At 40.4% G+C, this 21364-nt stretch carries 21 protein-coding genes; 12 read left to right on the top strand and 9 right to left on the bottom strand.

Annotated elements, in window-relative coordinates:
* Window positions 1-178 precede the first annotated feature (178 nt).
* Together H6G41_RS30640 and rppA are read right to left on the bottom strand one after the other, a co-directional pair.
* A complete protein-coding gene (locus H6G41_RS30640) occupies window positions 179-1441 on the bottom strand; it encodes a cell wall metabolism sensor histidine kinase WalK (protein WP_190751689.1) in 1263 nt (420 codons plus the stop codon).
* Window positions 1442-1524: 83 nt separating this feature from the next.
* A complete protein-coding gene (gene rppA / locus H6G41_RS30635) occupies window positions 1525-2199 on the bottom strand; it encodes a two-component system response regulator RppA (RefSeq protein WP_190751687.1) in 675 nt (224 codons plus the stop codon).
* Between the two features lie 210 nt (window positions 2200-2409).
* Between rppA and H6G41_RS30630 the strand changes: the two genes are divergently transcribed.
* Window positions 2410-3054, top strand: coding sequence for a hypothetical protein (locus H6G41_RS30630; protein ID WP_190751685.1), 645 nt, complete (start codon window positions 2410-2412; stop codon window positions 3052-3054).
* A 274-nt stretch (window positions 3055-3328) separates the two neighbouring features.
* Window positions 3329-3751, top strand: a complete 423-nt coding sequence (locus tag H6G41_RS30625) for a hypothetical protein (RefSeq protein WP_190751683.1) — start codon at window positions 3329-3331, stop codon at window positions 3749-3751.
* Between the two features lie 122 nt (window positions 3752-3873).
* Here H6G41_RS30625 and H6G41_RS30620 read toward each other — a convergent pair whose 3' ends face one another.
* Window positions 3874-6612 (bottom strand): HAD-IC family P-type ATPase, encoded by a 2739-nt coding sequence (locus tag H6G41_RS30620; protein ID WP_190751681.1) that lies wholly within the window; start codon window positions 6610-6612, stop codon window positions 3874-3876.
* Between the two features lie 123 nt (window positions 6613-6735).
* Here H6G41_RS30620 and ureE point away from each other — a divergent pair, with 123 nt between their 5' ends.
* The 4 genes from ureE to ureG are packed head-to-tail and all read left to right on the top strand — an operon-like array spanning window position 6736 to window position 8861.
* Complete coding sequence (ureE, locus tag H6G41_RS30615; RefSeq protein WP_190751679.1) at window positions 6736-7176, top strand: urease accessory protein UreE; 441 nt, start codon at window positions 6736-6738, stop codon at window positions 7174-7176.
* Window positions 7157-7843 carry an urease accessory protein UreF gene (locus H6G41_RS30610; protein WP_190751677.1) on the top strand — a complete coding sequence of 229 codons (687 nt, stop codon included), beginning with the start codon at window positions 7157-7159 and terminating at the stop codon, window positions 7841-7843. Before ureE ends, H6G41_RS30610 begins: the two co-directional genes overlap by 20 nt.
* Before the next feature lie 46 nt (window positions 7844-7889).
* Window positions 7890-8246, top strand: coding sequence for a hypothetical protein (locus tag H6G41_RS30605; protein WP_190751675.1), 357 nt, complete (start codon window positions 7890-7892; stop codon window positions 8244-8246).
* A gap of 21 nt (window positions 8247-8267) precedes the next feature.
* On the top strand, window positions 8268-8861 hold the full coding sequence (gene ureG, locus H6G41_RS30600) for an urease accessory protein UreG (protein ID WP_190751673.1): 594 nt from the start codon (window positions 8268-8270) through the stop codon (window positions 8859-8861).
* Between the two features lie 195 nt (window positions 8862-9056).
* Here the strand turns inward: ureG and H6G41_RS30595 are convergent, their stop codons facing one another.
* Window positions 9057-11501 (bottom strand): VIT domain-containing protein, encoded by a 2445-nt coding sequence (locus H6G41_RS30595; protein ID WP_190751671.1) that lies wholly within the window; start codon window positions 11499-11501, stop codon window positions 9057-9059.
* Between the two features lie 220 nt (window positions 11502-11721).
* On the opposite strand from H6G41_RS30595, the gene H6G41_RS30590 reads away from it, so the two are divergent.
* Genes H6G41_RS30590 through H6G41_RS36135 form a run of 3 tightly spaced genes read left to right on the top strand, consistent with a single transcriptional unit; the run spans window position 11722 to window position 13158 of the window.
* The gene (locus tag H6G41_RS30590; protein ID WP_190751669.1) at window positions 11722-12255 is read left to right on the top strand and encodes a hypothetical protein; all 534 of its coding nucleotides are present in this window, start codon (window positions 11722-11724) and stop codon (window positions 12253-12255) included.
* Window positions 12256-12265: 10 nt separating this feature from the next.
* Window positions 12266-12688, top strand: coding sequence for a hypothetical protein (locus tag H6G41_RS30585; protein WP_190751667.1), 423 nt, complete (start codon window positions 12266-12268; stop codon window positions 12686-12688).
* Window positions 12689-12708: 20 nt separating this feature from the next.
* Window positions 12709-13158 carry an HNH endonuclease gene (locus tag H6G41_RS36135; RefSeq protein WP_190751665.1) on the top strand — a complete coding sequence of 150 codons (450 nt, stop codon included), beginning with the start codon at window positions 12709-12711 and terminating at the stop codon, window positions 13156-13158.
* 61 nt (window positions 13159-13219) lie between these two features.
* Here the strand turns inward: H6G41_RS36135 and H6G41_RS30575 are convergent, their stop codons facing one another.
* The 3 genes from H6G41_RS30575 to H6G41_RS30565 all read right to left on the bottom strand — a co-directional run bounded on the left by H6G41_RS30575 (window position 13220) and on the right by H6G41_RS30565 (window position 17110).
* Window positions 13220-14200 carry an ATP-binding cassette domain-containing protein gene (locus H6G41_RS30575; protein ID WP_190751664.1) on the bottom strand — a complete coding sequence of 327 codons (981 nt, stop codon included), beginning with the start codon at window positions 14198-14200 and terminating at the stop codon, window positions 13220-13222.
* Between the two features lie 5 nt (window positions 14201-14205).
* Window positions 14206-15852 (bottom strand): AarF/ABC1/UbiB kinase family protein, encoded by a 1647-nt coding sequence (locus tag H6G41_RS30570; RefSeq protein WP_190751662.1) that lies wholly within the window; start codon window positions 15850-15852, stop codon window positions 14206-14208.
* A gap of 193 nt (window positions 15853-16045) precedes the next feature.
* Window positions 16046-17110, bottom strand: coding sequence for a mannose-1-phosphate guanylyltransferase (locus H6G41_RS30565; protein ID WP_190751660.1), 1065 nt, complete (start codon window positions 17108-17110; stop codon window positions 16046-16048).
* 116 nt (window positions 17111-17226) lie between these two features.
* Here H6G41_RS30565 and H6G41_RS30560 point away from each other — a divergent pair, with 116 nt between their 5' ends.
* Together H6G41_RS30560 and H6G41_RS30555 are read left to right on the top strand one after the other, a co-directional pair.
* On the top strand, window positions 17227-18750 hold the full coding sequence (locus tag H6G41_RS30560; protein WP_190751658.1) for an LCP family protein: 1524 nt from the start codon (window positions 17227-17229) through the stop codon (window positions 18748-18750).
* 255 nt (window positions 18751-19005) lie between these two features.
* Window positions 19006-19512, top strand: coding sequence for a pentapeptide repeat-containing protein (locus H6G41_RS30555; RefSeq protein ID WP_190751656.1), 507 nt, complete (start codon window positions 19006-19008; stop codon window positions 19510-19512).
* Window positions 19513-19722: 210 nt separating this feature from the next.
* Here H6G41_RS30555 and H6G41_RS30550 read toward each other — a convergent pair whose 3' ends face one another.
* Both H6G41_RS30550 and H6G41_RS30545 read right to left on the bottom strand, forming a co-directional pair.
* A complete protein-coding gene (locus H6G41_RS30550; RefSeq protein ID WP_190751654.1) occupies window positions 19723-20508 on the bottom strand; it encodes an HAD family hydrolase in 786 nt (261 codons plus the stop codon).
* 65 nt (window positions 20509-20573) lie between these two features.
* A complete protein-coding gene (locus H6G41_RS30545) occupies window positions 20574-20756 on the bottom strand; it encodes a hypothetical protein (RefSeq protein ID WP_190751651.1) in 183 nt (60 codons plus the stop codon).
* Window positions 20757-20995: 239 nt separating this feature from the next.
* Here H6G41_RS30545 and H6G41_RS30540 point away from each other — a divergent pair, with 239 nt between their 5' ends.
* Window positions 20996-21295, top strand: a complete 300-nt coding sequence (locus H6G41_RS30540) for a hypothetical protein (RefSeq protein ID WP_190751649.1) — start codon at window positions 20996-20998, stop codon at window positions 21293-21295.
* Window positions 21296-21364 lie beyond the last annotated feature (69 nt).

Here is a 21364-nt window from a genome sequence, read left to right as displayed (position 1 = left end):
ACTTTAGATACTTATTGATCCCCCCTACCCCCCTTAAAAAAGGGGGGAAATACAATCAAAGTCCCCCTTTTTAAGGGGGATTTAGGGGGATATAAAACTTTTTGCTACCAACGATAGGACTTTTAAAACATCCTCTTATGAGTAGTTATATACTCTACAATTAGTGGTGAGATAAAGTTTACTTAAGAGGCAAAACAATTTGTACAGATGTCCCTTCTTTCAACTTGCTTTTAATACTAATTTGACCGCCATGAGATTGAATTATTTGTTGGGCGATCGCTAATCCTAAACCAAAGCCGCCAGTTTTGCGCGATCGCTTTTTATCAACGCGATAAAAACGCTCAAAAATATATGGTAAATCTTCTGCTGGAATGCCAATTCCATTATCGATAATTTTGATCATAGCCCAATGTGATTGTGTAAGTAACTGCAACTCAACTTGACCACCAGCAGGAGTATATTTACAAGCATTATTGATTATATTAATCACTGCTTGCCGAAGTAAATTAGGCTCACCAATGACAGTTATTCCATAATTGGGGAGTTGGGAAACTAAGCTTAGATGTTGTGCATCTGGTTGGGTATGATAATCATCTGCGATTTTTAAAAGTAAATTTTTGAGGTCAATTTCTTGTAAAAATTCCTTGGGTAATTGATTTTGATTGCGTGCTAAAAATAGGAGATCGTTGACTAAATTACTCATAGATTTAGCAATATCAGAAATCTTGTGGAAGCGTTGACGCTGGATCTCCAAAGTAGTAGAGTTAGAAAGAAAGCCATACTGAGCATTGCTAATAATTGCGGTCAGAGGCGATCGCAATTCGTGAGAAGCATCAGCAGTAAATCTTTGCAAATGATCGTAACTGTGGCGAATGGGTTGCATTGCTAACCCTCCCAACCACCAACCTGTCAGCGCTACTATACCTAAAGTAATCGGCACGGAAATAGCCAAAACTAGCCGGAATTCTGTTAAAGCATGTTCGGTTGCTGTCATTGGCATTGCTGCTTGCAAATAACCAATTAGTACACCATCCTGATATACAGGTAAGGTTACTTGACGCAGCCAAATATTGCTATCAGTCTTAATAGTATCGAATCCAGCAGAGACTAAAAGGCGATCGCTCGGAATTGTACCAAAAAATTGTACTAGTTGCTTTTGGCGATCGTACCAAGCTGCATATACCAGTTGGCTATCTGGTAATGGTAGTACCATACTCCCCAATAATGGTACATGTTCTAAGTCTACTTGTTGCTGTCCATTATGCTGCTCTAACTTAACATTTGCAGCCATAACAATGGTTTTTTTATACAGTAATCTATCTAATTCTTCCAACTCATCGATAACTTCCCAGTAGTAAACTACCGCCGCAAATATAATTAAAATACCTCCCATTGTCAGGGTAAACCAGCTTGCAAGATTGCGACGGCTGCGATTAAACATAATTAGTCAGTTGTCAGTTGTCAGTTGTCAGTTGTCAGTTGTTAGTTATTATTAGTTAATAGCTAATACTTTTTAGTGTTAATTTAATTTTGGGGATTTAGGCGATAACCCATACCATAAACTGTTTTTACCCAGTCTTCTGCACCTAATATCTGTAAACGTTGTCGCAATTTGCGTACTAGCACAGTTAAAGCGTTGCTTTCTGGTTCCATACCGCATTCCCACAAAGATTCTTCAATTTGATTGCGCGTTAAAACTTGATTGGGGTGACGCATCAAATATTCCAGTAATTGCGCTTCACGGGGAGATAATTCTATTTTTATCTGATTTCTTTCTACAATTAATTCCGCTAAATGCAATTGTAAATCGGCTATGCGTAAGCTATCACCCTGCCAATTCGGGACTCTTCTTCCTAAGGCGCGTACTCTTGCTAATAATTCTACTAAATCAGCAGGTTTTACTAAATAATCATCTGCACCAGCATCTAAACCCATCACTTTGTCAGGTATGGTGTCTTTAGCAGTTAATATTAACACTGGTGCATTTTTCCCGGATAGACGATACTGGCGACATAAATTTAAGCCGCTAATGGTGGGTAACATCCAATCCACAATCAATAAATCGTAATCTTTTTGGGAAATCAACCACTGTGCAATTTCTCCATCTTCCGCCGCATCGACTATATAGCCAGCTTCTGAGAGAATACCTTGTAGTGGTTCTAATTGTTCAATGTCGTCTTCTACTAGTAATATCCGCATAAAACTTTTTAGCTTCCAGCTTTGTAATCAAATCGTGTAATATCTTTGACAATTACAAAAGCTAACTATATTTATGTCTTCTATCGAATTTTAGATTTTAATTTCATATTATTCCACGTACATAATTAAATATATCTATCAATAGGTAGAGACAAAGGTTAAAAGTCACCCAAATATAAAAAACTATTTTTATTGATTAAATAGAAGAATATGCTTGATTTTCGCTTGCGAAATTTATTATTGATTCTACCTTTGGTATTGGTAGGATTTGTTTTCTGGACTGGTGGCGATTTAGTGACAAAACAATTATTAAGTCTATCTTATAGAACGCCTGATAAATTGCAAGCTGATACCCTTCCACAGGTGCAACTAACCTTTAAGCTTAGACTTATGGATTGGGAAATAAAGCCAGGACGGAAATTTACTCAAGTGGAAATGAAAATGAGCAATTCTGTATTGAAACGGTTAGATTTAGAAATTCCGAACTCGCAAGATACAGAAATAGCGATCGCTCAACAATTAGGATTATCTCATCAAGTCAAAAAATTAGCAGTAAATCAGCAATTAAATCTGAAATTTCGGCTGAATTTAATCGCAATTAAAGCTAAAGTTATACAAGAGCAGGGTTTTACCTATGTTGATGTTATAACAGCCAATAATGCTGTCAAGAGGTTGCATTTTGTGCTGCCAATAGCAGATGTTAAAAACCTAGAAGTCGCGATTGCGCAATTACTGAATTTGTCTCGCGAAGATGTCAGGAAGCTGATAAGTTATCAAGTGAAAAATCAATCTTTTTTTACACCGCAACCTAAACAACGCACACAAATAGAGAAAGACGCTACATGCTCTGATTAATGCTGATATTACAAAGATTAATCAAAAATCTGGGTTTGAGTAGCAAAACAACCTTTAGATAGACAAACCAATACTCTGAGCAGTATAAAAGTACTGCTTTCGGTACAGTTTTGGCGCTGCATTTGTCTTGTCACTTTCTGTTCACATTCTTTTTATAGATTGGATATAAATGAGATTTTTGTTTATTATCAATCAATTAATTAGCTATTATCTTCAGGTTTTAACAAATAACTAACAGGATAGGAGCAAATAAATTGTATTAGAGGTAAATAGTATGTCAGTAGATGAAAATTTAGAGCAAAATATACCAGAACAGTTAAATTTTTATTTAAATTTGAGTACAACCAAAATATCTAGAAGAATTCTCATAAGGGAAAGGAGCGATACTGAAAATTTACCCAAAGAGAATACAAGGGCGGCAATAAATACAGATCCATCAATAATTTTACTTCCTTGTTTATTGTTATTAATGGGCTGGATAGTTATTATTCATAGGCGCTATCTGGCAGAAGAAGCTAAGCAACTAAAAGAATTAGATGACTATCCCTGTAAAAATTGCCGATTTTTTTCCAACAATAGACACCTTAAGTGTGCGGTAAATCCTTCTAATGTTTTAACAAAATCTGCCCTTGATTGTCGGGATTACGATCCTTTGCACGATAGTAAAAAAGTTAATTTACGAAAAGATAGGAAGTAATACTAAGTTAAATAATATTGACGATACATCAATATATTCTAAAGGGCATGGCAATGCCATGCCCCTACGATTATCTGTATATCAACAACTTATAATCTGCTGTAATATGCAGTAATTATGAATTAGTTAAGAGGATCGAAACGATTAACTAGAATTGCGACTAAAATCATGGGCAAGCCGATAAGGAAGCAAATTAACCATTGAGTTAAATTTAATGGAGCAGTAGAAAATAAACTGTTCATTATATTCCACTGGCTAAAAATAATCTGCAAAATTATTGTAGTGGCGATCCCAAAACCAATTGCTGAAGCATCACTAAATTTCTGCTTAACTCCGCGAAGTTTATGAATTAAAGCCATTCCTAATTGACTGATACTTAAAAGATAAAAAATTCTGCCAGATACTAACGCCTGAATTGCCATTGTTCGGGCTAAATCGATATTTCCTGTAGTTTGCTGTATCCATTCAAATACACCAAAAATCAAAATCCAGTTGAAAATAGAAATTGCTAGAATACGTTTGATTAAACTTTGAGAAAGTAAGGGTTCGCGGGGGCTACGCGGTGATTGTTGCATTACCCGTTGCGATTTGGGTTCAAAGGCTAAAGGTACAGTCATAGCAATAGAATTAACCATGTTTAGCCACAAAACTTGTAAAGATAAAATGGGTAATTCTCTGGCAAATAAAACACTAATCAAAATCGTCATCGATTCGCCACCATTAACGGGTAGGATAAAGGCGATCGCTTTTAATAAATTTCGATAGACAGTGCGCCCTTCCTCAACCGCAGCTTCGATGGAAGCAAAGTTATCATCAGTCAAAATCATATCTGCGGCTTCTTTGGCTACCTCTGTACCTGCACCCCCCATCGCAATCCCAATATCTGCTTGTTTGAGTGCTGGTGCATCGTTGACACCATCCCCTGTCATGGCTACAACTTCGCCTTTCGATTGTAGTGCTTCGACGATGCGCAGTTTTTGTTCTGGTGCAACCCTGGCAAATACTACCCCATTTTCTATGGCTGTAGCCAGTTCTGATTGTTCCATTTGGGCTAGTTCCCTACCTGTAAAAGCGAGAACTGCACCATTTTTATTAAAGCCCATACTTTGAGCGATCGCTCTTGCAGTTACAGCATGATCGCCTGTAATCATTTTCACCTGGATACCAGCATGTTGACAGGCTGCTACCGCCTTGATAGCCTCGGTTCGCGGCGGATCTATCATCCCTTGCAATCCTAAGAAAACCAAACCATTCTCGATATCTGCATGGTTGATTGAATTTTGCCCATTGGCTAGAGATTTTTTGGCAAAGGCTAGTACCCGTAACCCAAAATTCGCCATCACATCAACTTCTTGATGGATGGTTTCAGCATTTACAGCGATCGCTTTTCCTTCAGTATCTAACATCTGCTGACAACGTTGGAGAATCGCTTCTACCGAACCTTTAACATAAATTGTTCTCACCTGTGAGGAGTTTTCCTGAGTTCTATCTTCATGCAAACTTGCCATGTATTGAAACTCAGACTCAAAGGGAATCCCATCTAGTCTGGGCATTTCTGTGTCTAAATTACGGCGATGCAACCCCACTTTATCAGCTACAACAATTAATCCGCCTTCTGTGGGATCGCCTACAACCTGCCATTGTCCTTCCTTTTGTTCGAGGTGCGAATCATTACATAACAACCCAGCTTTCACACATTCTGTTAATACAGGGAAATTCTGGGTATCTATAGGCTGTTCATCGAATAAAATTTCCCCTTCAGGTGCATATCCCGTACCAGTAACTGTGTATTGTTCGCCACCTGCATAAATTGCTTGTACAGTCATCTGGTTTTCGGTGAGCGTACCAGTTTTATCAGAACAAATCACTGTAGCACCACCGAGAGTTTCTACTGCGGGTAACTTACGAACGATCGCATGTCGCCGCGCCATCCGGGAAACACCGATAGCTAATGTCACTGTGACTACTGCTGGTAAGCCTTCAGGAATCGCACTCACCGCAAAAGCCACAGCCGCCTCAAACATTCCCGCCCAGGAATTACCGTATCCCAACCCCACGGCAAACGTCAGCGCCGCTATGCCCAGGATGATGTATAACAACTTGCGGCTAAATTTATCAAATTTTCGCGTCAAAGGAGTTTTTAAGCTGGTTCCTTGCTCAATCAGTTGGGATATCCGCCCGGTTTCCGTCGCTTCTCCAATCGCCACTACAATTCCCTTACCAGTGCCAAAAGTGACGAAGCTACCAGCATAAGCCATGTTAGCGCGTTCAGCTAAAGCCGCATCAACCTGAAGGGGTTCGGTATTTTTTTCAATCGCTACCGATTCACCAGTCAAGGCTGATTCATTAACTTGGAGGTTCCGGAGTTGTACAAGACGCAAATCGGCGGGGACTTTATCACCAGAAGTCAGCAGTACTAAATCCCCAGGTACTAATTCTGCTGAAGGAACTTGTATCTTTTGACCGTTGCGCAGAATAGTTGCATTAGTTTGGACTGAAGAAGCTAAAGCTGCGATCGCACTTTCAGCTTTCGATTCTTGAATAAAACCAATTATCGCATTAATTAAGGTGACGCCCCAAATTACCCAAGCATTTACCCACTGTCCGATTAAGGCTTTAATTGCACCAGCAATCAGCAAAATGTACAACAATGGTTGGTTAAATTGCAACAGAAATCTTATTACTGGGCTGGTTCCAGATTTAGCCTTAAGTTCATTCGTACCAAAACGTTCTCGTCGTTTTACCACCTCATCTGAAGTTAAACCTGTCTCTAGATTTGTATCTAGATCTTGCGCTACCTTTGATGTAGGTAGATTATGCCATTCATTCGGCTGCATGATTTCTTCAGATGTTGCCGTCATTTTTTTACCTCAACATTGATTAGCCAAGCAGCAACATTATGAAAAATAAATGTGATGGAAAAGTGACTAAGGATTCATAGGCACATCGCTGGTATAGTACCTAAAAGTTTTCGTTGATCAATTATGTTGACGTTTACCCAACGTAAACCGCCCGATCCTGATGCAGTAGTTAACTTTACCCTCCCTCTGACTGCGGAAGAACGCACCCGCAGCCGTCATCGCTTTGAGACGGAAGATGGTAAAGTTGTATTTTTGCGTTTACCGAGAGGTACGGTATTGCAAGATGGCGATATTCTCGAAGATGAAAGCCAAAGTCATTTAATGAGGATTTCGGCGAAACCAGAGCCGGTTTTGACTGTCTTTGCCCAAACACCACAGTTATTACTCAGGGCAGCTTACCATTTAGGCAATCGTCATGTACCTGTAGAAATCACAATTAACTATTTACGCTTATCCACAGACTCAGTTTTACAAACAATGTTAGAACAACTGGGGCTAGAAATTAAAGAAGAAATGTTACCATTTCAGCCAGAACAGGGAGCATATGGACATCACGCTCACTGATAGTTCTTTTTTATCAATTTTACAGTTAACTAGCCCCGCTTTACCTGTGGGAGCATATAGTTATTCTGAAGGTTTAGAAACTCTGGTTGAACAAGGTATCATTGTCAATCAGCAAAATCTCCAAGATTGGTTAAATTCTCAACTGCGTTATGGCGCAATCAGAGTTGAAGCTGCGGTGATGATTCGCGCTTATAAATCGGTGAAAATCGGTGATTTTGAGGCTCTAGCTTATTGGAATCGATGGTTATCTGCGGCTAGGGAAACAGAAGAGTTACGTACCTCTAGCTGGCAAATGGGGCGATCGCTGATCCAATTACTTGGTAAACTACAACCAGAAATCATGGCAACGTTGAATGCTATTGGTAATCCGTGCAATTATGCGATCGCTTTTGGGATTGCTGCGGCTCATTGGCAAATTGGTATGAAAGCTGCTTTATTAGGATATTTGCATAGTTGGGCAAGTAATTTAAATACTGCTGGGGTAAAGCTCATTCCTTTAGGTCAAACAGCAGGACAGCAATTATTGCTAGATTTACAAGAATTATTGAGTAGTGCAGCAGTAGAAATTTTAGCTTTAGAGGATGATGAACTCGCCTGTTGTAGTTGGGGTTTGTCCTTAGCTAGTATGCAGCATGAAACGCAGTATACCAGATTATTTAGGAGTTGATGAAAAGTAGACGAGAAACTAGAAAGACAAACTACCTGGTAAATTTATGATGTCTTTTGAACCTTTGAGGTTGAAAGTTGAGCCTTTGAGGCTGAAAGTTGAGCCTTTGAGGTTGAAAGTTGAACCTTTGAGGCTGGAAGTTGCACCTTTGAAGCTGGAAGTTGAGCCTTTGAGGCTGGAAGTTGCACCTTTGAAGCTGGAAGTTGAGCCTTTGAGGCTGGAAGTTGCACCTTTGAAGCTGGAAGTTGAGCCTTTGAAGCTGGAAGTTGCACCTTTGAACACGAAAGTTGCACCTTTGAGGCTGGAAGTTGCACCTTTGAACACGAAAGTTGCACCTTTGAGGCTGGAAGTTGCACCTTTGAGCTTAATCTTAGACTCTGAACTATTGACCAATGACAAATAACAAACGACAAATAACAAAATTATGACAACATTTCGAGTAGGAGTTGCTGGCCCTGTGGGTTCGGGGAAGACTGCTTTGGTAGATGCTTTGTGTAAGGCGTTGCGCGAGCAGTATCAGATTGCGGTGGTGACGAATGATATATATACTCAAGAGGATGCACAATTTTTAGTGCGTTCTCAGGCTTTAGCAAGCGATCGCATTTTGGGTGTAGAGACTGGCGGTTGTCCCCATACCGCAATCCGCGAAGATGCATCCATGAATTTAGCTGCAATTGAACAATTAGAACACCGTTTTTCTAACTTAGATTTAGTCTTTTTAGAAAGTGGCGGTGATAATTTAGCAGCCACCTTCAGCCCCGAATTAGTAGATTTAACAATTTACGTCATCGATGTCGCCGCTGGTGATAAAATCCCGCGCAAAGGCGGGCCGGGAATTACTAAATCTGATTTATTAGTAATTAACAAAATCGACCTTGCACCCTACGTTGGTGCAGATTTAAACGTCATGGAACGCGATGCCAAAAAAATGCGTGGTGATAAACCCTTTATTTTCACAAACTTAAAAACTAAACAAGGACTAACAGAAGTAATAGAATTTGTCAGCAAACATATTTAAAACCCAATACAGTTAAGTTAAGCATTGATTTTTTCTACTATTTCTTCTCTCTGCGTCCTTGGCGTCTTCTCTGCGAGACGCTGCGCGTTCACGTAGTGTCTCGTAGAGAAGGCGGTTCAATAAATTAAGAATTTGGGAAATTTTTGCGTAAGTGCTGATAAAAAACCGGGGTAGCCCCCGGTAGTTATAAATTGATTACGGTTGAATTCTAATTGTCAAAATCACCGTAGTTGTCAGCGTCTTTGGCGCTAACCAAGTCAAGAGCGATCGCCTGATCATATCAATGATTGTTTCTTCCTTAAAAGTAGACAACTGCTCATCAAGCACCACCTGTCTAACTCGTCCTTTATTTACTTGTAAATCAAAAACTAAATCACCATTAAAACTAGTCACAAACTGAACAGATTGTAAATGTTGAGTCAGTAGAGCAATCATCTGTTGATCCAATCCTGACACACTCAGAATTTGCGGATGACAAACAGGAGCAATTGCTGATAGTTTGCCTTTTAAATCTTCTAACTCCGCATCATAACTTGCTCCACCAGGAACCGCAGATTCAGCTTCCTTTTTAGCCCTTTTTCTTTCTACTTTTGGTAACTCTGTTTGCTCAAAATAAGGCATCGCTGTTGTTGGCATTGCAGCCATTGGCGGAGGAGACATCGGCGCTGGCGATGGTGGCGCAGCAGGTTGCATTCTTGCTTGTGTTAAAAACTCAGATGCATCAGACTGAGCACTCATCATTGTTGGCGCAGCACTACCAAATATTCCCTCATAGCTGATACCTTCCGGCATTTCTACAGGTACTTGCACAGATATAGAAGCCTCAGCAGGATTTACTCGGACATCATCACTCACTGCAATAAAAGCAGTGTACTGCGATAACAATTGATAAGTCAGCGCTGTATCCGTAACTGCTTCCACCCCTGATTTAGTTTCCCCATTCATCATCTGATTCATTAAATCTTTGATGCGGGAACGTCCCCACAGTTGAGCAACAGCAGGATTACCCGTTGTCTCAAAATTCACATTAAAGGTTTGTTGATAGCGCGTACCACCCGCAGCAATCCCGCTAACAAGCAGTTTACCCACACGACTATCTGATTTGCGCCCAAATAGTACTAACGGCTGTTCGGCAAATAAATCAGGAGGTGTAGAAGGATACATCACTGGCGCTGCACCATCACCTTCCCATTGCAAATTAATGTTGGCGAGAACCGGATTATTAATGGCGCGGAAGAATTTGTTCACCACCTCATCAACTGGTTCATCGTGGCGAATCACGCGAGAAATACCCCTTCCTAATTCTGCAATGCGATTGAGTAAGAAGCGATTCACCGAACTACCAGCACCAAAGCTGTGGAGACGAGTTCCTGGTTTGAGATGACGTTGTACTTCTGCAAAGATGTGGTTCTCGTTGCCAATATAGCCATCAGTCAACAGTACAATACTGCGCAACCGTCCGGGATCTGTTACCGGGAAATTCAACACAGCCCGCATACCCCGTAACATTTCCGTCCCGCCACCTGCGTTTAATTGATTTATGTAATTAATTGCTAAGGCGCGATTCTGTGAAGTATTGGCGAGAGGAACAGGCGAAAGTTGTTGAGTAGTATCGGAGAAATCAATAATGCTAAAAGTATCGTGGGGATTGAGTCCATTGATAAAACGCCGCATCAATTCCTGACATTGCATTAATGGTGCGCCACTTTGAGAACCAGATCTATCAATGAGAAACACCATATCTTTAGGAACCACCTGTTCTGGACGGTACTCAAGAGCCGGAATCAGGTATAGTGCAAAGTGTCCCCCACGTTCATCAGCTTGAGTGAGAATGGTTGCTTGAGTGGAATTTCCTGCAACTTGGTAACGTAAAATCAAGTCTTTATTGGGGATTGTATCGCCACCCCCAAGTTTTACCAGTACGCGCTGTTGTTCGTAGGAAATTTGGATTTGATGAGAAGGCGACTTCACATCATGAATCTCAACACCCGCATCAATTTCTACCGTCACATTGATATCATGACGCGATCGCATACCTGCTGGCAAAATCGGCGCATTCAACCGCGAAGCATCTGGTACTAAATCCGTATCTTGATTAGACATCATTGGCGCAGAAGCCGAACCACCGCCAACTGAATTTTCCTCAATAGTCGTCCCTGGAATATAACGCGGCCCCACCACCATCGGGAAGACAAACTCGTAATTCCCACCCTCAAATTTCAAACTATCCGAGTAGCGAATAATCACATCAATTTGTTCGCCAGGTTTAATATTAGCCAGGGATTGAGTAAAAATATTGTCCCGTTCCTGTTCCAGTAAGCCCGCCGTGCGTCCTTGCTGCTTCGCTTGCTCGTAGATTTGCTGTGCTTCTTGGCGCTTTTTAATACTACCTTTGATAGTTTTATCACCAATGCGAATCAGCATATCATCAACAGCCGCTTCATCCGGTAACGGGAAAATATAGACAGCTTCTAGGGTAGTCGTAAAAGGATTTTCAAAGCTTTGGGTAACTTCCACCCGCGAGATATTACCCGTAACCTTAGCTCGTACTTCCGTGTGCTTCAGGGGAAAAGCAATTTGCTGTTGGTTAGGAGTTTGAACATATAAGCCACCAGCTTGGCGTTCTAGAATTTGAGTCATATTAGTAACCTTACGCTATTGTTTTCTACATTCAGCGTAGGTCTGTTTCTCTAGCAGAAGTGCTCAGTTTTGTGCTCACCTCATGCTCAGTCATTGGTTCAGTGTGAGATTCTGCTTTTTCTGAGCAGGTAGCTGCAATTGTTAGTCTAGTTAACCAAAAGGGTAGAATATATTAAGCAGACTGTCATATATTTTACCTAAATCATCTCAGCAGGAAACCGTGAATAAATCACAAGCTATTAAGCTACTTGAAAGTGAGGGATGGACACAAGCAGATGCTAAACGGGCTTTGGAGTTAATTAACTTTAATACTAATCCTGATGAAATTACCATTCGTAGAGCTATTTCGTCTTTTGCTGGTTCAGAACTCAACAATCGCCAGCGTCTTCAGGCTGCTCAGAAAGGTTTAGTAACGAAGAAAAATAAAGAAATTGAGCGGACTCATCAAGAGTACTCTACAAAAGTTGACCAATTAAATAAGTATCAAAAACAAGAAAGGGAAAAATATGAAGCTGAAATTCAACGGCTATCAGACCGAAATCAATCTTTAGAATTACAATTCCAAACTATCACATCTCAAAATAATGAACTTATACAAATCAACGATAGTCTTAAAAAAGATAATAAAGCGTTGAAAAATTTAATTGATGCCATCAAGCTAAAATTAGCAATAGATGTAAAAAGAATTCTGCAATATGAAGACAGTGAAATTCGGAAAGCATTAATTCATATCTTTAAATCAACTCTAGGTTAAAACTGTCTCTATGACTAATAAAAAATCCAAAAATCACAGTTTTAAAGGCATGAGCTACCGTAAAGTGCAAAGCACTAACTCAAAAAAACGCAGCAAACTCCGTAGAGAAGAACAAGCTTGGTTAAAAGAAAATAATTATAAAAATATTGGTTGGCACAATGTCATTAATCTTTACTCTAAAATAGAAGAATTTTTCCAAAAATATCAAATTGAAGAGTTAACATTAGAAGAATTATTTTTAGAATCCGATCGTGTTGGTAATAAATATCTCACAAGTCAAGAAATCACAGAATTTAATCAAAAACTAGCTATAGAAGTCAACGATATTGCCACAATCATAGATCAACAGTTTCCTGATACAGAGGTAGAATTTATTGATTTTAGTAAAACATCAAGCAAGAAATATAGAAACAAAAAATATATAAATTTATAAACCTTGAGCTATATATTACAGTGAATCTAGAAAACAAAGAACTTAAAGAATTATTTGAGCTTGCCAACAGGATTGGTAACAAACGTTATCATAAATTAACTCATAAAGATTTTGAAAATTATCGAAAATTCGATTACTGGCGGTATATTAATGGTGATTATGAATGCGGGACAACCGAAGAAAGTAAAGATTGGGTAAGAAAAAATTCTGATTCTTTTTGTCCCATTTGTGAGGAGCATTACTCAGCAAAAGGAGGTAAGACTATAGATCATAAGCTACCGCGATCGCAGTATCCTTGGTTGTCAATGGAATTTCAAAATTTATGGGTTATTTGCCAAGCTTGTAACCAAGAAAAAGGTGAAATGCATTGGTACAAGTATGAACACTATATATTTATTCATAATCCCGATTTTTATCTGTCTGTAAAAGCTGCGCGTCCTAGCCTATTACTTCAATCTTTAAATCATTAAAATTACATCAATTTTACTCTTCTCTTCTGCCCTCTGCCCTCTGCCCTCTGCCTTTATTTCGTCAAACCACACCCACCTGAAAAACCTTACCAATCACCTCTTCTACAGGCGGTTCAGTGACCTTTAAATCAACCACTTGCAAATCCGCCAAAATCCGCGATACCGTTTGCGTCAGCACCTCCTGCGGAACCAAAAAACTCACACTCCGCCCTTCTAAAAGCTGCACTTCACCATAAACTGCGAGTTTTTCTGGCGGTAAACACTGGGCTAACTCAATATGAATTTCTCGGTAAGGTGCGAAACGTTCTAAAAGTTCATCTAAGCTGCCATCGTACATCAGCGTTCCTTGATGAATCAACAATACCCGTTGACATAAAGCCGTAATGTCAGCCATGTAATGACTAGTCAACAGTACAGTTGCTTGATAACGCTGATTGTACTCCCGTAAAAAATCCCGTACTCCCGCTTGCGCATTCACATCTAATCCCAAGGTAGGTTCATCCAAAAACAATACCTGGGGACGGTGTAAGAGTGCGGCTAAAAGTTCCGCTTTCATGCGTTCACCCAAAGACAGTTTCCGCACTGGTTGGGTAAGCTTTCCTCCCAGAGACAGCATCTCGGATAATTCGCCAACTCGCTGTTTAAATTCTCGCTCCGGGATATTGTAAACAGCAGCGTTAATTCTCAAAGAATCTAAAGCAGGTAAATCCCAAATCAATTGCTGCTTTTGTCCCATCACCAAAGTAATCTTTTGTAAAAAAGCTTCTTGGCGATGAAAGGGAATTTGTCCTGCGACTCTCACCTTCCCGCTAGAAGGATGAATCAATCCCGTCAGCATTTTTAGGGTGGTAGTTTTCCCTGCACCATTCGGCCCTAAAAAACCGACTACTTCCCCAGTAGCGATTTCAAAGGAAACATCTTGAACTGCTTTAATAGAACGGTAGGTGCGGCGGAAAAAGTGGGTAAGAGTCCCTTTAATTCCCGGTTCTTTTACCGCCACTGGATAAAATTTGCTGAGGTTGTCAGCCACAATTATCGGCATAAGCCTTACTTTAAACGACCCGATCGCAAAATACTCACAATTAGCCACAGCCCCAAAAAACTAGCCACAGCAAACAAAACGGTACTCAAAAAAGATAGCTGGCTTGTTTGCGCATGGTTAGATATAATTGCTGCTCCCATTATCAGTGAACCTACGAGGATGCTAAAAGATAGCCGATTGGCAGCATCATCTACTGTGCGCCGCATCCCATCTAAACCCCGTAGGGATAAATTCCACTGTAATGTTTCTGATGTTACTCTATCTAACAACAGTTCAATTTGTCGGGGAGATTGTAGAGATAGGCTTTTGATATCCAATGCGGTTCTTAAGAGCGATCGCACTGGATTTTCCCCAACTAACTGACGGCGGAATAAATCTGTTAATAACGGCTGAATTTCCTCAACAAAATTCAATTCTGGGTTAAATCCCCGCGCTAATCCTTCCAAATTCGCTAAGGTTTTGGCATACAAGCCCATATTACTCGGCAAGCGAATTTTATTATTCCGGGCGACTTGGAAAATTTCGTAAATTACTCGACTAAAATTAATTTCTGATAAATTGACGTTGAGATACTTGCGCAACATCCGGTCATAATCATTTTCTAGGCGAGCTAATATCACCGGTTGGCTAGAATCTGCTAGCTGTAAAGTTAACTGGGCACATCGCTGGGCATCTAAATCGACGATCGCTAACAGCATTTCTGTTAAAATCTGTTGAGTGCGGGGATCGAGTCTGCCCACCATGCCACAATCTAACAGTGCTATCCGCCCATCTACCAGATAAAATAAATTTCCCGGATGGGGATCGGCGTGAAAAAATCCATCTATATATAGTTGTTGGAAAAAAGCTCTAAATAATAAAGTCGTGATGGCTTTGCGTTCTGTAACGGGATCTTTACCATAATTATTACTATTTAATCTGGCTGAAAGTATGGGTACACCGTCTAGCCACTCCATCACCATTAATTTTTCTGTAGTTAATTCCCAATAAATTTGCGCAACTACTATTTGTTGGGGATCAAACCATTTACTATGAGATAAATTCCGCCGCAGTTGGTCTGTATATCCAGCTTCCCGCGTAAAATCTAATTCAGCTTCTAGGGCTTTGGTAAATTCTTCCGCAATCGATTTAATTTCATTGTTTCGCCCAAAATCAGTCCTGGCGACTAAATCGGCAATTCCTTGAATTAAAGCAATATCTTGGGCAACTGTTAAGTCTATCCCCGGACGTTGCACCTTTAACGCAACTTCTCTACCATCAATTAATGTAGCGCGATGGGTTTGGGCAATTGATCCCGCCGCTACTGGTACAGGATTCACCGTTTTAAAAGTTTGTTCTAGCGGTGCTTTTAACTGTTGGCGTAACAGAATTTCGATTTCCGTCCAAGGAACAGGGGGAACTTCATCTTGCAGCGTTGATAGTTCATCAATGTAGCCAGCACTCAGTAAATCGGGACGAGTAGATAGTAACTGACCGAGTTTGACATAAACTGGCCCCAAATCCACCAGGATATTTTTTAACACCGCAGGTGTAGGTAACTGTGGCTCATCAGCCTTACCACCAGTTAATAGCCTGCGCATATAGTCCCAGCCATTACGCAACACTACTTCAATAATTTCTCGTTGACGCGGAACTGTTTGAGTGAGGAACATTTTTTTGGCGATTGGGGAGTAGAGAGGCAAAAGAAGATGAGGGAGACGTGAGGACTCTAAAAAAAACAACTAATTATTAAATACTTATAAATGCACCTGATAAATGCACCTAGCCTCTAGCCCTAACCCCTCATCCTAGTTATAATAAAATAAGCAGAATCTTAACCTCTGCCAAGGGTTTTAACTTTTACAGCTATAGCAAGTCGGTGAATCGGGGATCGCTTTGGAGTGTTTTGAGTATCTGCTTAATTTCCTGGGTACGGTCTTTATTGACTATGAGGGTGACATTGCGATCGCGCACAATCACAACATCCTCTAAGCCTATGGTAACAATTACATCATCGGGATCGGTGGCGTAAAGCAGTGACCCTTTGGTATCCAGCCCAACATGGGTAGCTAGTTCCACATTGGGATTCTCTTCTGTTTTTAGTAAGCGCTCAATTGCATTCCAATCGCCGAGATCGTCCCAACCAAATGACACTGGTAAGACATATGCTAAATTGGTTTTTTCCATGAGAGCATAGTCTATACTTTTTTTAGGTAATTGCGGGTAAATATCAGGCCCATTTTGTGCTAGAGGTTCAATAATTTCCGGTGCATGGGTGTAAAGTTCTTTTAGAACTACCCCAGATCGAAAAAAGAACATGCCACTATTCCAGCTAAAACGCCCCGTTGCTAAAAAAGATTCAGCAGTTTCGCGGTTGGGCTTTTCAGTAAAGCGGTTGACGTGATAAGCTGGCAACTCATTAAAGCTACCAATTTTTGCGCCTTGTTCGATATAACCGTAACCAGTTGAGGGAAAAGTTGGCTTGATCCCCAGTGTAACAATCGCTTCTGTGCTTGCCGCTAATGAGGTAGCAGCATGTAATGTGTCTGCAAATCCCTGTTGGTCGGCAATCCAGTGGTCAGCAGGGAAAAAGCCGATAACAGCGTCTTCACCATAGCGCTGTTTGATTTCCAAACTTGTCCAAGCAACGGCTGCGGCGGTGTCTCTTCCCTCTGACTCGATTAATAAATTTTGTGACGGCAATTGCGGTAGTTGTTGTCGCACTCCTTCAGCTATCTGACTAGAAGTGATGACAAACAATGAATCCCATCCGCCGACAACATTTATCAGTCGATCGGCTGTTGCTTGTAGTAGGCTCCTAGAGCTACCATCAAGGCTTAAAAACTGCTTGGGTCGCCTATAACGACTCAATGGCCAAAAACGCTCACCTTTACCACCAGCAAGGATTACGGGGAACAATGGATTAGTCATTTTGTCATACACACCTACTAAAGAACACTACAAGTTTACAGTGGGCTGATCTACTGGCAATATTTGTAGCTTGCATTAACATAACTTTTAGGGAGTGGTTGAGTGGGGAGATAATTGTGATTAAACAAATGCAATGGGCGGAAAATCAAATTACGCCGCAACAAGTAGCAGAATTAGAGTTAAATGGGGTTAAACCTCAACAATTGCAGCGTCCAGAAAATCAGGTAGCATCACCAGAAGTACCAGCACCAGCACCAGCACCAGCACCAGAAGTCAGACCAGAGGAACCACCTCATGTTTCTCGTGGTGTGGTTGAGTCTGTAGGTGAAATTCCCAACCAGCTTTATGAACGGTTGGGTTTAACAATGCCGAAATGGCTGTTATGGGTATTAACAGTTGTTTTGGGAATTGTTTTATCTGGGTTACTAGTATCTACCTTGGCGTTGTGGACTCCTTTATGGAGTAATCTCGACCAAACAGAGGAAGATACAGGCCTGGGAGTTAAAGAACAGCAAAAAATTCCTTTACCTGGGGAGCTATGGGGTAAAATCTCCGAATATCAGCTTTCAAGACCCATGAATATTTTAATTATGGGGATTGAACCAGTTAAAGGTACTGTTGATGGCTCACCGGAAAGCTTCGCCGGTAAAAGCGACACTATGCTGATGGCGCGACTTAACCCCAGCGATAAGTCGATTAAAGTGCTTTCCATTCCTAAGGATACTATGATTGCTATCCCCGAAGAAAAGGGATTAACCAAAGTATCCGATGCCAATGCTCAAGGCGGCCCTGTGTTAGCAGCACGGGTAGTCAGCCGGACTTTGAGTAATGCACCAATCGATCGCTATATCCGCATCTCGACTAGTGGCTTACGGCAATTAGTCGATCAATTGGGTGGGGTAGAAGTTTTCGTTCCCCAAGCCATGTCATATCAAGATGCGGCTGGTAAATCTGTCAGTTTGGTTAGTGGTTGGCAAACTATTAACGGCGAACAAGCAGAACTATTTGTGCGTTACCGCGAAGCAGGCTTAGGGGATCTCCCCAGAGTCCAACGCCAGCAAGCACTAATCAAAGCCTTACTAGAAAGGCTAAATAGTCCGACTGTGTTACCGAGGTTGCCGCAATTAACCCGAATTATGCGGAAGTATTTTGATACCAACCTGAAAATTGAAGAAATGATGGCATTGGTAAATTTCTCGCTCAATCAAGACCGAGACAATTTCCAAATGACTGTGTTACCTGGTGGCTTCAGCCGTTTCAGCCAAGATCCTGATAGTTATTGGTTGAATATGACTGGACAACAAAGCCTATTGAATGATTATGTTGGGGTAAATGTACCTGGTCTTAAAGCTGATGCGCGATCGGTACCTAAACTCAAAATTGCTATTCAAAATGCTTCTAATCAACCGCAGTTAACTGAAAAAGTTATCAATTATCTCAAACAAAAAGGCTTCACCAGTGTTTACGCAGTGCCAGATTGGCCTGATACCCAACGTCAAACACAAATTATTGTCCAAAAAGGTAACCGAGAATTAGGAGATAACCTACAAAAAATAGTTGGTTTAGGTCAAGTCGAAGTTTCCGCTACTGGAGATTTGGAATCTGATCTGACAATTCGTATTGGTAAGGATTGGAAGTAGTCATGAGTTAAGAGTCAACCAATTTTAGATTTTGGATTTTAGATTTTAGATTGACTTCACCCATAAAGGGATGCAGCTTGGAGATTTTCGATTGATGATTTGAGATTTGTTCCGTCCAAGGCTGTGCTTGCACCAAAAACAATCCAAAATCCAAAATTTAAAATCTAAAATTCGGAGGGTCAATAGTTAATGGTTCAAAATATATTCAGTAGAACTTTTGATTGTGACTTGGGACTTTTGACTCGGTAAAAATTTATGAGAAATTTCTGGCTACGCCTTTGGAGTTTAATACTTATTTTACTATTAGCTGGTTTATGGGTAATGATTACTCCTAAACCAGCTTTTGCACAAGAAAAGACAATTAATTACAACAATACTCATTTAGAAAAACGCGATTTTTCTTATACTGATTTAGCTGGTGCTAAATTTGTCGCCGCAGAAATGCGAGAAGCAAATTTTCAAGGTGCTAATTTAACAAATGCTATCCTCACAAAAGGGGTTTTATTAAAAGCTAATTTAGAAGATGCAAACCTGACTGGCGCTTTAGTTGACCGCGTAACTTTTGATAACGCAAATTTGAAAAATGCGATTTTTACAGAAGCAACTTTGACCAATAGTCGCTTTTATGATGCGGTGATTACTGGTGCTGATTTTACAGACGCATTAATTGACCGCTATCAAGTATCTTTATTATGCGATCGCGCTGATGGCGTTAACCCTGTGACTGGCGTTTCTACACGCGAAAGTTTGGGGTGTAGATAAATATGGACATGGGGCATCCTTTCGACTTCGCTCAAGGCGAGTGGGCATGGGGCATTGAGATTTGATTTGTCGAAGTAGGTTTTTCAAGCTAAACGTTCATGCAACAAAAACTCTCTTCACAGTCAACAGTTAACAGTCAACTGTCAACTCTATATTTTCTAGCTGTTGGCACAACCCAGCATAAAAATAGTCTTACCCATGCCCTATGCCCTATGCCCAACTAGAAAAATCTTGACCAAACTGAGACAGTGATATTAGCTGAATACGCTCGCTATTTTGCGCCGCTTTTCTCTCAGCTTGGGTATTATAACCCCAGTCAGCTAAAAATAATTTCACATCTGTTAGGTCTGATTGCTGCTCTACTAATTCCAAAGTTTTCAGCCTATCTTCGACAAACCACAGACTTACAGGTTTATGTTCAGCATTTTGGATTAATTCCCGAATAATTTCGTATTTAGGGCGCTTCTCTTCTTTGCCAAATATGACTATGGGTGCTAAATCTACACCTGCTTGCTGTAATAACTGCTGCACAAAACGCCCTTCTTTTGTGGTGACGATATATAACTTAACTCTACTGGCAACAGTCGCTTTGATTTTATCAATTACACCAGGATAAAATCTATGCAAGCTTAACCAACCATCTAAATCGTTAGCAATCCAGCGATCGCGAGAATTATCTAATATTGCGGCAATTTCTCTGGCTTGTAGCTTATAGTCTAATAAAATTTGTGGGGCAATAGTTACCCATTCGTGAAGAATCTTGTCATCATCAATACCATCAACTAAAGCTTTAATTAAAACAGGCATTTCCCAACCTGTTTCAATTACTGGTCTGAGGCGATAAAATCGTGCAGCTAAGTTATCGGCTGGTATTTTATTAGCAGGCGACCAAATTTGACAATAGGTACGCCATGCTACTTGAAAATATTCAATTAATCCATCGCAAATCACTCCATCAAAGTCTAGGGCTAAAATTGTGGGACTACTTGCGGTCATGGGTTTGAGGATGAAAACTGCTTTGGTTAGCTTATCCCATCCGGCAATAATTTTTCTGTATCATGCTAGTTTGCAGATTCTTCGGAAGAGTCTAACGCTTGTTGATCAGCATCCCTGGAACGGAGAATATCTAACGCATCTTGGTCAGCCATTTCGATGATTGCTGCTACATATTGCTTTACCTGTTCAGCAACATCAGGATTCCACTGACGCAGTTTTGTATCTAGGGTTTCCACTAAAGCGTCCATTGATACCTCTACCATTAACGATTGTGGTGTTTCTTAATATGTTAGAGTATCCGCGCTAGAGGTTGCTGATAAATTTCTCTGAGGTATTTTAAATTATACCCTATCTAAGCCGCAAAACCCTATGGCTGCAAGGTTATACAGCTATTTATGAATTTACTATACAAACAAATATAATTTACTCCACAATACTTAAGTATATTTTATAACCTAGTAAATATATTTTTTCTAAGTCTATGGATATGCGATCGCAATTTGAAACCCAGATTATCTCTACCTTAATTAAAGGTCAGCAAATGGGGCAAGAATACCTCATCGAAACTTCCTGTAGCATTTTTTCTCGTAAAGGTGACGGTGAAATAATTACTTGGGAAGATATTAGTTTTCCAAAACTGTCCAAGTGTGGCTCGTTTTTTGATGGTGCGTACAATGTCTCAAAAGCGACTTACGATGATTGGGTATTGATGAATAGGGAAAGATACTTATTAAAAAATGCGATCGCTAATTCTCAGGGACTTCCAGAAAATAAACTATTCCATTAACAAGAATGATAATCATTTTAAGGGGGGAATGAAGGGGCTGCCGTCGGCAGCCCCTTCATTCCCCTTTTG

The organism is Tolypothrix sp. FACHB-123 (assembly GCF_014697075.1).
Taxonomy (GTDB): domain Bacteria; phylum Cyanobacteriota; class Cyanobacteriia; order Cyanobacteriales; family Nostocaceae; genus Aulosira.
This window is presented reverse-complemented; position numbering and strand designations above follow the sequence as displayed.

Excerpts from the sequence above, each read along its gene's own strand:
- H6G41_RS30620 (WP_190751681.1), bottom strand. The coding sequence starts at position 6,612 with ATGACGGCAACATCTGAAGAAATCATGCAGCCGAATGAATGGCATAAT.
- H6G41_RS30610 (WP_190751677.1), top strand. The coding sequence starts at position 7,157 with ATGGACATCACGCTCACTGATAGTTCTTTTTTATCAATTTTACAGTTA.
- rppA (WP_190751687.1), bottom strand. The coding sequence starts at position 2,199 with ATGCGGATATTACTAGTAGAAGACGACATTGAACAATTAGAACCACTA.
- H6G41_RS30585 (WP_190751667.1), top strand. The coding sequence starts at position 12,266 with ATGACTAATAAAAAATCCAAAAATCACAGTTTTAAAGGCATGAGCTAC.
- H6G41_RS30570 (WP_190751662.1), bottom strand. The coding sequence starts at position 15,852 with ATGTTCCTCACTCAAACAGTTCCGCGTCAACGAGAAATTATTGAAGTA.
- H6G41_RS30555 (WP_190751656.1), top strand. The coding sequence starts at position 19,006 with ATGAGAAATTTCTGGCTACGCCTTTGGAGTTTAATACTTATTTTACTA.
- H6G41_RS30640 (WP_190751689.1), bottom strand. The coding sequence starts at position 1,441 with ATGTTTAATCGCAGCCGTCGCAATCTTGCAAGCTGGTTTACCCTGACA.
- H6G41_RS30605 (WP_190751675.1), top strand. The coding sequence starts at position 7,890 with ATGATGTCTTTTGAACCTTTGAGGTTGAAAGTTGAGCCTTTGAGGCTG.
- H6G41_RS30540 (WP_190751649.1), top strand. The coding sequence starts at position 20,996 with ATGCGATCGCAATTTGAAACCCAGATTATCTCTACCTTAATTAAAGGT.
- H6G41_RS30625 (WP_190751683.1), top strand. The coding sequence starts at position 3,329 with ATGTCAGTAGATGAAAATTTAGAGCAAAATATACCAGAACAGTTAAAT.
- H6G41_RS30575 (WP_190751664.1), bottom strand. The coding sequence starts at position 14,200 with ATGCCGATAATTGTGGCTGACAACCTCAGCAAATTTTATCCAGTGGCG.
- H6G41_RS30595 (WP_190751671.1), bottom strand. The coding sequence starts at position 11,501 with ATGACTCAAATTCTAGAACGCCAAGCTGGTGGCTTATATGTTCAAACT.
- ureE (WP_190751679.1), top strand. The coding sequence starts at position 6,736 with ATGTTGACGTTTACCCAACGTAAACCGCCCGATCCTGATGCAGTAGTT.
- H6G41_RS30545 (WP_190751651.1), bottom strand. The coding sequence starts at position 20,756 with ATGGACGCTTTAGTGGAAACCCTAGATACAAAACTGCGTCAGTGGAAT.
- H6G41_RS30550 (WP_190751654.1), bottom strand. The coding sequence starts at position 20,508 with ATGACCGCAAGTAGTCCCACAATTTTAGCCCTAGACTTTGATGGAGTG.
- H6G41_RS30565 (WP_190751660.1), bottom strand. The coding sequence starts at position 17,110 with ATGACTAATCCATTGTTCCCCGTAATCCTTGCTGGTGGTAAAGGTGAG.
- H6G41_RS30630 (WP_190751685.1), top strand. The coding sequence starts at position 2,410 with ATGCTTGATTTTCGCTTGCGAAATTTATTATTGATTCTACCTTTGGTA.
- ureG (WP_190751673.1), top strand. The coding sequence starts at position 8,268 with ATGACAACATTTCGAGTAGGAGTTGCTGGCCCTGTGGGTTCGGGGAAG.